Origin of the sequence: Actinosynnema pretiosum (genome assembly GCF_024171695.1) — a bacterium.
In the GTDB taxonomy this organism is placed as follows: Bacteria; Actinomycetota; Actinomycetes; order Mycobacteriales; family Pseudonocardiaceae; genus Actinosynnema; species Actinosynnema pretiosum.
In genome coordinates this window covers 132,627-145,909 of the sequence record NZ_JAMTCF010000011.1, presented here as the reverse complement: position 1 = coordinate 145,909, position 13,283 = coordinate 132,627, and the positions used below count along the sequence as shown (strand labels likewise).

The window sequence follows — 13,283 nt, the reverse complement described above, 5'->3', positions numbered from 1 at the left end:
CTGCGTCCCCGTCTCGACAGGCTGGTCAGCCCGCCAGGGGCTCCTCGCTGGGCACCGCCGTCAGCTCGGCGGGGGCGATCGCGGTGCGCGCCCACTCGGCGAGCGCGACCCGGTCGACCAGCACGATGCCGACGCGGTTCGCGACGTCGCGGGCGGGCGCGGTGAACGAGGACGTGGTGACCAGCACCGCGTAGTCGGCCCCGTGGTAGGCCCGCGCGGTGCCCGCGAAGCGCTGGAGCGCCTCGGACCCGACCTTGTTGTTCGGCCCGTACCGCTTGCACTGCACCACGAGCCGCCCGCCGTCCGGGGCCTGCGCGAGCACGTCCGCGCCCGCGTCCCCGGCCCCGCCGACGACGGTGACGTCCAGGAACCCGGACCGCTCCAGCAGCCGCGCGGTCCACTGCTCGAACTCGACGCCGCCCATGCCGTCGGTGAACTCGATGAGCCGGTCCCGCTCGGCCTGCTCCCGCTTCCTGGCCCGCCGCACCTTCAGCGCCACCACGCCCGCGGTGATCAGCAGCGCGAGCAGCAGCGCCCCGATCCACGCCGACAGCACGGGGTTCTCCTGGACGAACCGCACCACGACCAGCACGACGACGGCGACGGCCGCCAGCAGCCAGTTCCGCGCGGTGCGGCTCCGCTTCTTCCCCTTGCCGCCGCGCGCCCGCTTCCGCTTACCCGCCATGTTCCCCCTCCCGGCGCCCAGGCTGCTGGACCGCGCGCGCCGCGCGACAGGTCCGGTCGGGTGACCCGCGCCGGTCCCCGCCGCGCGACGGCAAGATCCACTGTCCCCTTCAGCTCTACCCGCGCAGCGCAGTTCGAGCTAGGCCGAACGGAGCAAGCGGTCCCGGCGGGCGATCGGGAACCCGCAGGGCCGGGAACGGACCTCGGGGGCGCGCCAGGAATCACGGCACGCCCCCGAGCAAGCCATTGTCCGAATGCCGGACGGAAACTCCCCCAGCATTCCCCGAGCACTTCCACCACCACCGCCGAGAACGGTCGGCGGAACCGCGCGGAACGCCGAGGCGAATTCCCCGCGACCGTCCGGGGAACGGCGGTCAGCGACTGCCGCGCCGGTGCCCGCCGATGCCCTCGTCGTCCACGTCGCGCCACAGCGCGGGGTCGTAGGGGGTGTCCGGCACGTAGACCACCTCGCCGGGGGCCTGCCGCCCCCGCGCGGGGAGCTCGGCCGCGTCGATCTCCAGCCGCTCCACGCCGTTGGCGAGCCTGCGGATCGCGACGTTGTCGCCGTGGTGGGACCGCAGGGTGCTGATGCAGCGGCGCAGCTCGCCGAGCGCTCGGTCCAGTTCGCTGTTCGTGGTCGCGGGCATGGGTGGCCTCCCGGCTCTGGGTGTGGTCGGGCTCGGCGGCGTCGCGCGTCGCGGGCGGTCCGGACGAGGCGGGCGCCCGCGTCGTCGAGGGGTCCCGCGCACGGGGCGAACGCTCCTCGGCGTTCCGGTCCACCCGCGCCCAAACCCCATCATCCGCCGAACCCCACGAACAGCCCAGAATTTTCCCCGGCGCGCTTCGGTTCACCGCACCGGCGTTCCCGAAAAAGCCGAACCCCCTCACCCGAACCGACCACGGAGCGGGAAACCGGGGACGGGAAGAAATCCACCACCCGAACGGCCGGGCCACCCCGAAGTTCACCGGATCAGCCGCACATAGCAATCCGAACGGCCGCCGTCAATATGACCAACCCCCTACTTGACCCCAGCCCGCGCGGGGGTGGCGCCCCCTGTCGACCCGCGCGGTGAAGATCGTGGGGCGGGGAGCCTCGCACGGCTCCCCGCCCCGGCGCGCGCGGTCGCGCGGTGGCCCCTGGGCGCTCCACACCCCCACCGCGCGCCCGACCCGCGCCCCCGGTCCCCGAACCGGGAGGCTCCGCGGTCCCCGCAGGGGCGCCTGCGGGGACCGCGTCCGGGGTGGCCGCGAGCCCTCGGCCACCCCCGTCCCGCGATCCCGGCCGGTCATCCGGGACCACGTCCCCCGCGCGGGCGCCCCGCCCCCGTGCCGGGCGCCCGCGCGAAGCCTCACCCCGCCACGTGCGAGGGCGTGAACTCCACCGGCAGCGACACCAGCGCGCGCACCCACACGGACTGCTGCCACCGCAGCTCGTCCTGGTCGACGGTCAGCACCGCGTCGGGCAGCCGGTCGAGCAGCACCTCGACCGCCGCGCGGACGATGATCTCCGCGACCTGCGGCGCCGGGTACGGGCAGCGGTGCTCCCCGTGCGAGAACGACATCTGCGCCTGGTTGCCCAGCCCCTCGTTGCCGAAGCCGGGGCGCACCTGCGGGTCCGCGTTCGCCGCCGCCAGCCCGAGGACGATCATGTCCCCGGCCTCGATGCGCTGGCCGCCGAGCAGCGTGGCGCGGGTGGCCCAGCGACCGGCGAAGTTCTGCATCGGCGTCTCGTCCCACAGCACCTCGTTGAGCGCCTGCGGGACGCTGCGCCTGCCGCCGGACAGGGTGACCGCGAACCGCGAGTCGGTCAGCAGCAGCCGCAGGGTGTTGCTGATCCACGTCGAGGTCGGCACGTGCGAGGCGGCGATGAGGACCACCAGGTTCGCGACCAGCTCGTCCTCGGTGAGGTCGGCGTGGTGCGCGGCCATCCACGACACCACGTCGTGGCCGGGCGAGGCGGCGCGGTCGCGGGCGATCTCGCGCAGCCGGTCCTCGGTCCGCCCGAACGCCGCGAGCGCGCCGGGACCGCCGGTGATCGACTCCATGAGGTCGGCGGTGAACCCGGCCGCCTCCTCGTCGCTCATCCCGAACAGCCTCGCGATGACCAGCGCCGGGATGCGGTCGGCGAACTGGGTCTTCAGGTCGGCCTGGCCGGTCACCGCGAACACGTCGATCAGCCGGTCCGCGATCTGCTCGACCTGCGCGTTCAGCTCGAACTGGTCCACCGCGCCGATGACGTCGCTGAACACGGCGGAGAGCCTGCGGTGCTCCTCGCCCTCGGCGAACATGATCGACTTCTGGTAGCCGATGAACGGCAGCAGCGGCCAGTCCGGCGGGATGCGGTCCCACTGGTTCCAGCGCCGCGAGTCCCTGGCGAACAGCTGGTCGTTGACCAGCACGTGGTGCAGCTCCCGGTAGCCCATGACCAGCCACGCCGGGACGTCGCCCTCCAGCCGCACCTCGGCGACCGGGCCGTGCAGGGCGCGCAGCTCCCGGTAGACCTCGGCGGGCCGCTCGCGGAACCGCACGCCCTCCAGCGCGATCACCGACCTGGCGTGCGCCGGGCACCCCGGTGGCGGCGGGCCGTGCTGCTGGACGTGCTGCGGCGGCGGGACCAGGGACTGCTGCTGCGGCGCGAACCTGCCGCGCCGCGCTCTGTGCTCTGCCGGGTCGGTCACGCGGGCTCCCCCGAGGTCGTGAGGGCGTGGAGGTGCTGGACGAGGGAGATCAGGACCTGCTTGCCGGAGCTCCGGTCGCGGGCGTCGCAGTCCAGCAGCGGCACGTGCGGCGCGAGGTCGAGCGCGTCCCTGATCTCCTCCAGCGAGTGCTGGTGGCCGCCGAAGTCGTTGCGCGCCACCACGAACGGCGTGCCGTGGTGCTCCAGCCGGTCGATGGCGTACCAGGAGTCGGCGAGCCTGCGGGTGTCCACCAGCACGACCGCGCCGAGCGCGCCCGCGAACAGCTGGTCCCACAGGAACCAGAACCGCTCCTGGCCGGGCGCGCCGAACACGTACAGCACCAGCTCGTCGTTGAGGCTGATCCGGCCGAAGTCGAAGGCGACGGTCGTCGTGGACTTGTCGCGCACGCCGGTGGCGTCGTCCACGCCGACCCCGGCCTGCGTCATGGTCTCCTCGGTGCTGAGCGGCCGGATCTCGCTGACCGAGCGCACCATCGTCGTCTTGCCCACCCCGAACCCGCCGACGATCACGATCTTCAGGCCGGTGTGGGCGGTGCTGCGCAGCGGCGCCCGCTCGATCGGGGCCTCAGAGGTTGTGGAGTCCAACGAGCACCTGCTTCAACAGTTCGGGATCGGGCAGGACTGGGTGTCTGCGGGACTGGCGGGGCAGGGACGCGGCCCTCGGCTCCTCGGGCGCGACCACGGCCGGGTGGCGGGCGGTGACCGCGCCGACGTCGAGGAGGTCCTGCAGCAGGATGCGCACGATGCTCACCGGCAGGCGCAGGTGCGCGGAGATCTCCACGACGGCGGTGGGCCGCCTGCACAGCCGCAGGATGCGGACGTGCTCCGACTGGGTCCCGCCCGCCGACGCGCTCTCGGTGACGATGAGCGTGACGATGTCCAGGTTCGTCGCGTCGGCACGGCTGCGCCCGCCGGTGACCGTGTAGAGCCGGTCCGGGTCCTCCCCGTCGAGGGCGCGGCGCGTCATGCCGGGTTGGTGGAGCGCGGGGCCTGGCGCGGCGGTGTGCTCATGTGGTCGCCGAGCTGCTCGACCAGCTCGCTCATGTTGTGGCCGACCTGGCCCGCGTCGGCGTCGTCACCGGCGATGACGGCCAGGTGCGCGCCCTGACCGGCCTCGACGATGAACAGCAGGCCGCCGTGGAACTCGGTCATCGACGTGCGCACGCCGCCGGTGCCGTCGCCGAACTCGATGGACGCGCCGTAGGCCAGGCTCTGCATCCCGGAGGCGATGGCGGCGAGCTGGTCGGCCTGGTCGACGGTGAGCCGGGCGGAGCGGGAGAGCTTGAGCCCGTCCTTGGAGAGCACGAGCGCGTGCCGCGAGCCGGGGGTGCGCTGCAGCAGGTTCTCCAGCAGCCAGACGAGGTCGCGTTCGGTGGTGTTCATCATGGCTTCGGGAGCCCCGGTCCTGGCGTGCCGGTCCGGACTCCTGCCTCCTATCTGTGCTGGTGGTGCGTTCTTGTCCGGGGTCGTCCTGGGCAGGGGGCGTCAGGACGGCCAGGTCGGGTCGACGTGCCTGCCCCGGCTGGCGTCCCGGAAGGCGCCGAACCGGGAGCCCAGGTCCGAGCCCGCCCTGGCGGGCTTCGCGGCGGGGCGGGGCGCGCGGTCGACCGCGGAGGCGAGCGTGCTGCCGCGCTTGCGCCGGGGCAGCACGGGCGGGGCGGTCGGCTCGTCGGGCACGACGTCCTCCTCGACGTCCGCCGCGAACCCGTCCTGGCCCGAGTGCCGGTCCTGGTCGCGCTGGTCGAACGCGAGCGGGGTGAACCGCTCGCCGGTGTCGAACAGCTGCGCGGTCTCGAACCGCCCGCCCGCCCCGATGAGGCTGGTCAGCTCGGCCGGGCGGATGTCGCCCGAGCGCGAGCCGTAGGGGTCGGACTCGTGGTCCCCGAGGTCGTCGGCCGGGAAGTCCCGGTCGTCCTCGTCCCGGAAGTCCTCGTCCCGGAAGTCCCGGCTGTCCTCGTCGGCGGTCCGGGGCTCGTCGGCCCACTCGTCCGACGCGGGCTCGGCCGGTCGCCAGGACGCCTCGAACTGCTGGGGCGTCTCGAACCTGCGGGACTCCCAGGCCGTCGGGTCGAACCGGTCGGCCGACTCGGACGGGGTCCTGCGGCGGCGCGGTGCGGGCGGCTCCGGAGGTCCGTCCGAGGCGCGCTCCTGGACGGCGGGCGGCGCGGCGGACGAGGCCGTGGGCGCCGCGGACAGCTCGGCGGGCGCGGCCGTCGCCGCGGCCAGGGCGGGCTCGCGCTCGACGCGCCGCCTGGCCGAGGTCGGGGTCTTGCGCGCCTCGGTGATCAGCGTCCGGGGGATCATGACCACGACCCCGGTCCCCCCGCGCGAGGACGGCCGGAACGACACCCGCAGCCCGTGCTTGCGGGCCAGCGAGCCGACCACGGCGAGCCCGAGCCGGGTGCCGGACAGCGCGGTCAGGTCGAGCGCCTCGGCGGACACCGCCTGCTCGGCGCGGCGCAGCGCCAGGTCGCCCATGACGAGCCCACCGTCCTCGATGGTGACGACGACGCCCGCGTGCACCTCCTCCACGTACACGTGCACCTGCTCGGAGGGCGGCGAGAAGCTGGTGGCGTTGTCGATCAGCTCGGCGAGCGCGTGCATGACGCCCTCGGCGGCGTACCCGACGACGGCGACGGAGCTGACCGAGTGGGTGCGCACCCGCTGGTAGGCGCTGACCCGGCCGATGGCGCCGCGCAGCACGCTCTCCATGACGATCGGCTTGGTCCAGCGGCGGCCGGAGCGGGCGCCGGTGAGGACCGCGATGCTGTCCGCGAGCCGTCCGGCCTGCGCGGTGCTGTGGTCGAGCTTGAGCAGGTCGCCGAGCACGTCCTCGCTGTGCTGCTCCTCCATCTCGCGCAGGTCGGCGAGCATGGACGTGGTGAGCGCCTGGACCCGGCCCGCCGCGTTGGCGCAGGCCGCCATGGTGGCCGCGCGCATCCGCTCGCCGCGCCCGATCTCCTCGGCGAGCGCGCGCAGCAGCCGCCGGTGGTCGGCGTTCTCCGGCTGCTCGACCTGGGCGAGCGCGCTCTCCGCGGAGGCCCCGCCCCTGAGCTTGCGCACGACGTCGGGGGCGAGCCTGTCGACGAGGTCGGTGGCCTCGGCCAGCACGGCGTCGGCGTGCGCGGCGCTGGCCGCCGCCACCGAGCGCTGGTAGGAGCACGCGGCGAGCGCGCAGGCGAGCAGCAGCACCGCGCTCCCGCCGAACCAGGCCACGAGCGAGGCGCTCTGCGGCGCGGTGAGCGCGACCACCAGGACGACCACGGCCGCGCCGCTGATCAACGCGATCGCGAGCACGACGAGCGCGGACGACGGCGAGGGCCGTCGCGGCCCGCGCGGAGGGGCCGGTGTGCGTGGTGCCATGATCAGGTTCCTCGTGGTGGCGGAGGTGTCGGCAAGAGGGGCGGGCGGCGGGCGCGGTCCGATGACGCGCCCCGACCCGACCCCGAAGTCCGGGTGTTCGATATACCGCTCCGTTCGCGGAGCGCCGTCAGCATCGCTATTCGTAATTGGAGCGTCAAGCCTTTCTGGTGAACATTCACTTGCGCTAGCCCGTTTGACGCATCACTCACCCCGTTTGACGTAGTCCATTCGGCGTAATCTGAGCAGAATTCCCAGGTGAACGCGAGCAGCTTTCACGAACGTGAGTAGCCCTTTCGGGTCAACCGCAACAGCGTTACGCTCTGCCGCGAGCCCCGCTCCGGACATTCACCACGTTTCCGGTAACCCCCGCCGCTAATGTGCGCCAGCTCTCGCAAAATGATTCAAAGTTTTTCCCGAAAGGCCGTATCCCCGACGCGACCGCGTCGTTTGCGCCCCGAACGTTCCCCCGCGCGCACGAGCCCCGCCCACCCGCAACCAGGGAGGGACGCACCCTCCCTGCCGGGGCGCGCCCGCCGTTCACTGGGCGCATGGCCACCCTGACCACGGACCTGCCGACCCGCGCCCGCTCCGGAACCCCGCTGCTGTTCACCGGGGCCACCACGCACACCCTGGACCCGTCGCTCGGCGCCGTCACCGGCGGACTGCTCGTGGAGGGCGGCACGATCACCGGCGTCGACGTCGCCGACCACCCCGGCGCGCACGTGGTCGACTGCGCCGGACTGGTGATCGTGCCCGCGGTGGCCGACGGCGTCGACCTGCCCGGACGGCACGCGAACCGCCTGCACCCCCTCACCAGGGGCAACCCGGCCACGTTCGCCCTGGTGCGCGGCGGGACCGATCTGGAGTCGGTGATCTGGTGGCCGCGCCGGGCCGCGGCGGTGGTCGTGGAGGGCGACTTCGCGTTCCTGGCGGGCCGCAGACTCCTCCCGCCTCCCCCGAGCGCGCCGACACCGGTCCGCGCGGAGTCGAGCCCGCACCTGGGCACGTGGACCGACGAGCCCCAGGACGTGGTGCAGGACCTCACCCCGGACGGCCGCTACACCGAGGCCCGCAACGGCGTCCGGGACGCCTACCGGGGCTCGTTCTGGCTGGCGCACGACCACATCGCCTACCGCGACGACCTGGGCTTCTGGGCCTACGGCACCTTCGAGGACGACGTACTGCACCACGCGCACTTCACGTTCCGCCGCTGACCACCCGCGCAACCCTCACCGCTCCGCCCACACCGCCGCGCTCCCGCCCGCCCCTCACCCCACCACTCCGCTCCCGTCCCTCTCAGCCCACCACTCAGTTCCCGCCCCTCTCAGCCCCCCGCACGCCCCACCACTCAGCTCTCCCCGCGCGCCCGCCCCACGCGCCCCGCCACTCAGCTCCCGCCCGCCCCTCACCGCTCCCAACGCGGCCAGGGTTCCCGTCCACCGGTCATGTCCGCGTGGAACGGATGCCCCGCACCGATCTCCCCCCGCCGAACCACCGCCCCGGTGAACGCGGACGCGTAGATCGCCGCGATCAGCTCCACCGTCAACCGGGTGTCCGCGCTGTCCACCGGCGGTCGCCCCCCACCGTCCAGGGCGTCCACCAGCGCGGTGAACTGGGCGGTGTGCCCACTGGGCGTGTCAGGGGGCCCACCGGCCCACACCTCGGCCAGGTCAGCCGCACCGGGCGCGGGCGTGAGGCTCCAGTCCGCGTCCGAGTACCCGTACAGGTGCTCCAGCTCGACGGTCGCCAGCTCGAAGTCGAACCGCAGCTGACTGGTCTGCCTGGGCGACACCACCGAGTTGACCACGGTCGCGACCGCCCCCGACTCGAACCGCACGATCGCGGCGGACACGTCCTCGGTGTCGGTGGGCCGAGCCTGCCGCGCCGCGACGGCCGTGACGCTGCTCCACGGCCCCAGCACCGACAGCATCAGGTCGAACTGGTGGATGCCGTGCCCCATGGTCGGCCCACCCCCCTCCACCGCCCACTTCCCGCGCCACGGCACGGCGAAGTAGTCGTCATCGCGGAACCACAGGGTGTGCGCCGCAGCCAGCAGCGGCCTCCCCAGCGCCCCCCGCGCGACGAGCTCGCGCAACCGGACCGCGCCGGAGCCGAACCGGTGCTGGAACACCGTCACCACGGGCAGCCCGGTCTCCACCTCGGCCCGGCGCAACTCGTCGAACTCGGCCAACGACAGCACGGGCGGCTTCTCCACCACCGGGATCGCACCGGCCCGCAGCACCTCCAGCGCGAGCGGCAGGTGACTACCCGGCGGGGTGCACAGGTGCACCAGGTCGGGCCGGTGCGCGTCGAGCAGCGCGGCCAGGTCCGGGTGCGCGGGAACCCCCCACCGCGCGCCGAACCCGACGGCCCGCTCGGGGAGCAGGTCGACCACGCCGACCAGCCGAGCGCGGTCGCCCAGCTCGGCGATGGACCGGGCGTGCACGTCGGCGATGGCCCCGGTGCCGACGATGGCGCAGGTGCGGGTCACGGCTGCTCCTCACGAGGTTCGTTCCGGGTGTCGATCGGGCGCAGCAGTCCGCACATGCCGAACACCGGCTCCTGCGGTCCACGCGCGCGCCGCACGGTCGCGCGCTCCAGGTGCGAGGCGGTTCCGGCGGACAGATCCCGAGCCCTCCCCCGTGCCTGCTCGGCCAGCCGGAGCGGCCCGTCCCGCACGACCTCCCCCCATCCGACGGCGCGGTCTCGAACCAGTGCGGCAGCCGCGGCGTGGAAGTCCCGCAACGGCCCGGAATCGCCCGCGCGCAATGCGTCCCGGATGGGCAAGAACCCCTCCACCGCCAAGTCCCGCCGCCGGGCAGCGGCCTCGGCACGCCCCCGCTGCGGCAGCACGGCCGCCTCCCGGTACCGCTCCGGATCGGCGAGCACGTCAGGCGGGAACGTCATGACCGCGTCCCCGGCCTCGGGCAACCCCGCGTTGCTCATGATCACCACAACCCGAAGCCCACCGAGGTTGACCGCCCGGTGGATCACCCCCGGCTCGAACCAGACGACGACCCCGGCCCGCAACGGCGCCACCTCGACCCCACCGGGCCCAGCGGTGTGCAACTCCCCCTCACCCGCGACCACGGTGTAGCACTCGGTGGACACCAAGTGCACGTGCGGACTGCCACCACCAAGCCCGTCCGGCGCCACGTCCGGGTAAACGTCCAGCCACGACAGGGAAGCACCACCGGGAAAGCTCACCCGAGCACCCCGCGAACCGCCTCCGCGAGCACCCCCGCACCACCCGCGCCCCCATCCGCGATCCCCACCCCGTAACGGAACCGAACGCTCTCCCCGTCCCCCACCACGAGCTCCTCGCTGAAGAACGGAGCCGGGTTCAAGCAGGCGAAGCTCTCGGACCGGGTGAACCACCGCGGCGGGTGGTGCGGGTTGCCCACGTGGTCGACGACGAGCACCAACGACTCCCCACCGTCCCCGTCGTGCTTGCCGCAGAACGCCATCCACTCCCCCCGCCACCCGCGCAACTCGTCCCCCCCGACCCCATCGGACGTGATCACGCTCCCCCCGGTGAACGCCCGAGGCCCACGCCAGAACAACCCGCCGTACCCGGCGTTCTCCCGCCCGTTGGTGGTGGGCGACCCGAACACCAGCCCACCCCCGGAGGTGTTGGTCATCGTGGTGTCGAAGATGAGCGCCCACCCCAGCTCCCCCAGCGGAACAGCGGTGAGCACGCGCACCTCGGCGACAACACCCCGCCCGTCCTGCGCAACCCACTCCAACTCGTGCGCGAACCGAACCCCGCCCCCACCCGCCCCATCCCCGCGCACGCCGTCCCCACGCGCCCCATCCCCGCGCACGCTGCCCCCAGCCGCCCCATCCCCAACTGCCCCGTCCCCAACTGCCGCGTCCCCAACTGCCGCGCCTCCAGCCGCCCCGCCTCCAGCTACCGCGCCTCCAAGCACCCCGTCCCCAGCCGCCCCGCCCTCAGCTGCCCCGCCCCCGAGCACCCCGTCCCCGAGCACCTCGTTCCCGGACAGCCCTTCCCCGGACAGCCGGTCCCCGAGCACCCGATCCCCACAAGCCCCGATCCCGACGACCCGCCGGTGAACCTGCGCACCGTTGTTGTCCAACTGCGCGTACCCCCGACCACGCAGGTAGGTCGGCCCACCCCAGAAGTTGTGCTCCCCGACGTGCGGCAACGACCACGCGATCCCCTTGTGCCACACGTGGTCATGCGGCCGGAACAGGCTCACCAACCGCCCGCCCCGAGTGCGCACCGGGTGCAGGAACGGCTTCGGCGACTCGAGCTGCGGCGTGCCGGGCGCGTACTCGTACCGAGCCAGCTCGACATCCCCGGCAAGAACGGTCACCGCGACCCCGACGTCATGCCGCAGGGCGAACCAGCTCACACGCCCACCACCTCTCCTCGGTGGCGCGCCGACCGCGCCTCGTACCGGAAAGCGCTTTCCGACACTAACGCCCCCACCCGACACCCCGTCAACCCTCACCCACCCACACCTGCGGCAACCCTTGACAAGCCCTGCGGCACCACTTCCCATGACAGGGTGGACCCGCAGCGCAACCACGTGGTCGTGGCACTGGACTCGTTCAAGGGCTCGCTGACCGCACGCGCGGCCACGTCGGCACTGGCGCGGGGCCTGCGCCGCACGGGCGCGCACGTCGTCGAGCACCCGGTGGCGGACGGCGGCGAGGGCACCCTGGACGCCCTGCTGGGCGCGGGCTTCACCGAGGTCCACGCACCGTCCGCGGACGCCCTGGGCCGCCCGGTGACCACCCGCTACGCCACCAGCGCCGACACGGCAGCGGTAGAACTGGCCGAGTCATCAGGCCTGGCCGGGATAGCGGACGTCCCGGTGTCCCCCAACCGCGCAAGAGCCGCAACAACCCTGGGCACCGGCCACCTGATCGCGGCAGCCTTGAACGCGGGCCACCGCAGGATCGTCGTGGGCCTGGGCGGCAGCGCCACCACGGACGGCGGCGCAGGCCTGCTCATCGCCCTGGGCGCACGCCTCCTGGACCGCCACGGCACCCCGCTGGACGGCACGACCTCCCCCCTGTCCGAGGTCCGCTCACTGGACCTCTCCACCCTGCACCCCGCCCTGCGCGACGCGGACGTCGAAGTGGCCTGCGACGTGGACAACCCCCTCCTGGGCCCACACGGCGCAGCAGCGGTCTACGGCCCCCAAAAAGGCGCGGACGCGGCGCTGACGACCGAGCTGGACACATCCCTGACCCGCTGGGCAGACCTGCTGGAGCAGGCAACGGGCCGTCCCGCCCGCGACCTGCCAGGCGCAGGCGCAGCCGGTGGCACGGGCTTCGCCCTGCTGGCGTGCGGAGCACGGATGCGCTCAGGCATCACCCTGGTGCTGGAGCTGACCGACCTGACCACCGCACTGCGGAACGCGAGCCTGGTCATCGCAGGCGAAGGCCGGGTCGACCACCAAACACTGCACGGCAAAGCCCCCGCAGGCGTCGCAGCAGCAGCACGGGCAGCAGGAGCGCGAGTGATCGCAGCAGCGGGCAGCTGCACCCTGACCACCACCGAGCTGACCGGAGCAGGCTTCACCGCAGCGTTCGCCCTGACCGACCTGGAACCAGACCTGTCCCGCTGCCACACCGAAGCCGCCCCCCTGCTGGAACGCCTGGGCGAGCGCATCGGCCGGACCTTCCCCCTCTAACGGGGCCGCCAGACCTCGAACCACTCGGCAGCCGCGCGCAACGGCACCGGCAACGGAGCGATCTCCGGGTACCAGGCGCGCTCCCACTCCAACGACACCCACCCGGACCAGTCCCGAAGCACCCGCCCGCACTCCTCGAGCGGCACCGCCCCCGCCCCAGGCGGAACCGGCGTGGGCCCACCGGGTTCAACGTCCTTGACCTGGAAGTACCCCAGGTACTCCCCGAGCACGGCACGGGTCCGCCCAGGCGACTCCCCACCCCGCCACGGGTGCACCGCGTCCCACAGCACCGCAACCGCCCCCGGCTCCCCGAACGGCTCGACCAACCGCAACGCGGCCGCCCCGGTCGCGTGCGAGTCGTGCGTCTCCACCAACAACCGAACCCCGGCGTCCCGCAACTCAGGCAACACCGCCCCGATCCGCTCAACGGCAGCACCATCACCACCGTCGACCCCACCGGGAAAAACCCGAACCGCAGGCGCACCAAGCACACCAGCCAACTCGACCAACGCCCGCAACTCGTCAACCACAGCCCCACCCGGCGCGCAAACCTTCACGTACCCGGCAAGACAAGCGATCTCAACCCCGACCCCCACAACCTCCTCCCGCACCCGAGCAGCCCGAGCAGCCGTCATCCCCACCCGCACTTCCTCATCGGGGTGCACCCGGATCTCCAGCCCACGACACCCGTGCTCAGCCGCAACCCGCGCGCTCTCCCGAACCGGAACCCCCGGAGCCCCCAACGTGCTGACCGCGAACCGCCACCCGCTCACCACCACACCCCCACAAAACCCGACCGCCGCACCCCCTTGAGTGTGCCCCAACGGCATGGTTTCCCATGGTTCCCAACCCCACCCCGCAGGAAAGGCGAA

The 13,283-nt window shown here is 73.3% G+C and carries 13 protein-coding genes; 2 read left to right on the top strand and 11 right to left on the bottom strand.

What is annotated here, in order from left to right:
- Positions 1–25: 25 nt before the first annotated feature.
- The 7 genes from LV78_RS22910 to LV78_RS42070 form a co-directional block, all read right to left on the bottom strand.
- Complete coding sequence (locus tag LV78_RS22910; protein WP_253847663.1) at positions 26–685, bottom strand: restriction endonuclease; 660 nt, start codon at positions 683–685, stop codon at positions 26–28.
- Positions 686–1,058: 373 nt separating this feature from the next.
- Positions 1,059–1,331, bottom strand: coding sequence for an Rv0250c family protein (locus tag LV78_RS22905; RefSeq protein WP_253847662.1), 273 nt, complete (start codon positions 1,329–1,331; stop codon positions 1,059–1,061).
- Positions 1,332–2,033: 702 nt separating this feature from the next.
- Positions 2,034–3,362: a cytochrome P450 gene (locus LV78_RS22900; RefSeq protein ID WP_253847661.1), complete on the bottom strand. Its 1,329-nt coding sequence runs from the start codon at positions 3,360–3,362 to the stop codon at positions 2,034–2,036.
- Positions 3,359–3,967, bottom strand: a complete 609-nt coding sequence (locus LV78_RS22895) for a GTP-binding protein (protein WP_253847660.1) — start codon at positions 3,965–3,967, stop codon at positions 3,359–3,361. Before LV78_RS22895 ends, LV78_RS22900 begins: the two co-directional genes overlap by 4 nt.
- Positions 3,948–4,349, bottom strand: a complete 402-nt coding sequence (locus LV78_RS22890; RefSeq protein WP_253847659.1) for a DUF742 domain-containing protein — start codon at positions 4,347–4,349, stop codon at positions 3,948–3,950. Before LV78_RS22890 ends, LV78_RS22895 begins: the two co-directional genes overlap by 20 nt.
- Positions 4,346–4,765 carry a roadblock/LC7 domain-containing protein gene (locus LV78_RS22885; protein WP_253847658.1) on the bottom strand — a complete coding sequence of 140 codons (420 nt, stop codon included), beginning with the start codon at positions 4,763–4,765 and terminating at the stop codon, positions 4,346–4,348. Before LV78_RS22885 ends, LV78_RS22890 begins: the two co-directional genes overlap by 4 nt.
- Positions 4,766–4,867: 102 nt before the next feature.
- Positions 4,868–6,745: a sensor histidine kinase gene (locus tag LV78_RS42070; protein WP_372494985.1), complete on the bottom strand. Its 1,878-nt coding sequence runs from the start codon at positions 6,743–6,745 to the stop codon at positions 4,868–4,870.
- A 548-nt stretch (positions 6,746–7,293) separates the two neighbouring features.
- Between LV78_RS42070 and LV78_RS22875 the strand changes: the two genes are divergently transcribed.
- Positions 7,294–7,959: an Atu4866 domain-containing protein gene (locus LV78_RS22875; protein WP_253847657.1), complete on the top strand. Its 666-nt coding sequence runs from the start codon at positions 7,294–7,296 to the stop codon at positions 7,957–7,959.
- A 191-nt stretch (positions 7,960–8,150) separates the two neighbouring features.
- Here the strand turns inward: LV78_RS22875 and LV78_RS41715 are convergent, their stop codons facing one another.
- From LV78_RS41715 to LV78_RS22860, 3 genes are read right to left on the bottom strand one after another with little or no spacing between them, the layout of a single operon-like run.
- Entirely contained in the window at positions 8,151–9,236 is a 1,086-nt protein-coding gene (locus LV78_RS41715; RefSeq protein ID WP_253847656.1) for a Gfo/Idh/MocA family protein, read from the bottom strand.
- On the bottom strand, positions 9,233–9,952 hold the full coding sequence (locus LV78_RS22865) for a cupin domain-containing protein (protein WP_253847655.1): 720 nt from the start codon (positions 9,950–9,952) through the stop codon (positions 9,233–9,235). The genes LV78_RS41715 and LV78_RS22865 overlap by 4 nt, the downstream gene beginning before the upstream one ends.
- Positions 9,949–11,121: a DUF6807 domain-containing protein gene (locus LV78_RS22860; RefSeq protein ID WP_253847654.1), complete on the bottom strand. Its 1,173-nt coding sequence runs from the start codon at positions 11,119–11,121 to the stop codon at positions 9,949–9,951. Before LV78_RS22860 ends, LV78_RS22865 begins: the two co-directional genes overlap by 4 nt.
- 156 nt (positions 11,122–11,277) lie before the next feature.
- On the opposite strand from LV78_RS22860, the gene LV78_RS22855 reads away from it, so the two are divergent.
- Positions 11,278–12,411 carry a glycerate kinase gene (locus LV78_RS22855; RefSeq protein WP_253847653.1) on the top strand — a complete coding sequence of 378 codons (1,134 nt, stop codon included), beginning with the start codon at positions 11,278–11,280 and terminating at the stop codon, positions 12,409–12,411.
- Here the strand turns inward: LV78_RS22855 and LV78_RS22850 are convergent.
- Positions 12,408–13,241 carry a sugar phosphate isomerase/epimerase family protein gene (locus tag LV78_RS22850; RefSeq protein ID WP_253847652.1) on the bottom strand — a complete coding sequence of 278 codons (834 nt, stop codon included), beginning with the start codon at positions 13,239–13,241 and terminating at the stop codon, positions 12,408–12,410. The genes LV78_RS22855 and LV78_RS22850 overlap by 4 nt on opposite strands.
- Between the last annotated feature and the right edge of the window lie 42 nt (positions 13,242–13,283).

What these genes read in the sequence shown, in the direction of transcription:
- LV78_RS22910 (WP_253847663.1), bottom strand. Translation starts at nt 685, where the DNA reads ATGGCGGGTAAGCGGAAGCGGGCGCGCGGCGGCAAGGGGAAGAAGCGG.
- LV78_RS22905 (WP_253847662.1), bottom strand. Translation starts at nt 1,331, where the DNA reads ATGCCCGCGACCACGAACAGCGAACTGGACCGAGCGCTCGGCGAGCTG.
- LV78_RS22890 (WP_253847659.1), bottom strand. Translation starts at nt 4,349, where the DNA reads ATGACGCGCCGCGCCCTCGACGGGGAGGACCCGGACCGGCTCTACACG.
- LV78_RS22885 (WP_253847658.1), bottom strand. Translation starts at nt 4,765, where the DNA reads ATGAACACCACCGAACGCGACCTCGTCTGGCTGCTGGAGAACCTGCTG.
- LV78_RS42070 (WP_372494985.1), bottom strand. Translation starts at nt 6,745, where the DNA reads ATGGCACCACGCACACCGGCCCCTCCGCGCGGGCCGCGACGGCCCTCG.
- LV78_RS22875 (WP_253847657.1), top strand. Translation starts at nt 7,294, where the DNA reads ATGGCCACCCTGACCACGGACCTGCCGACCCGCGCCCGCTCCGGAACC.
- LV78_RS22850 (WP_253847652.1), bottom strand. Translation starts at nt 13,241, where the DNA reads ATGCCGTTGGGGCACACTCAAGGGGGTGCGGCGGTCGGGTTTTGTGGG.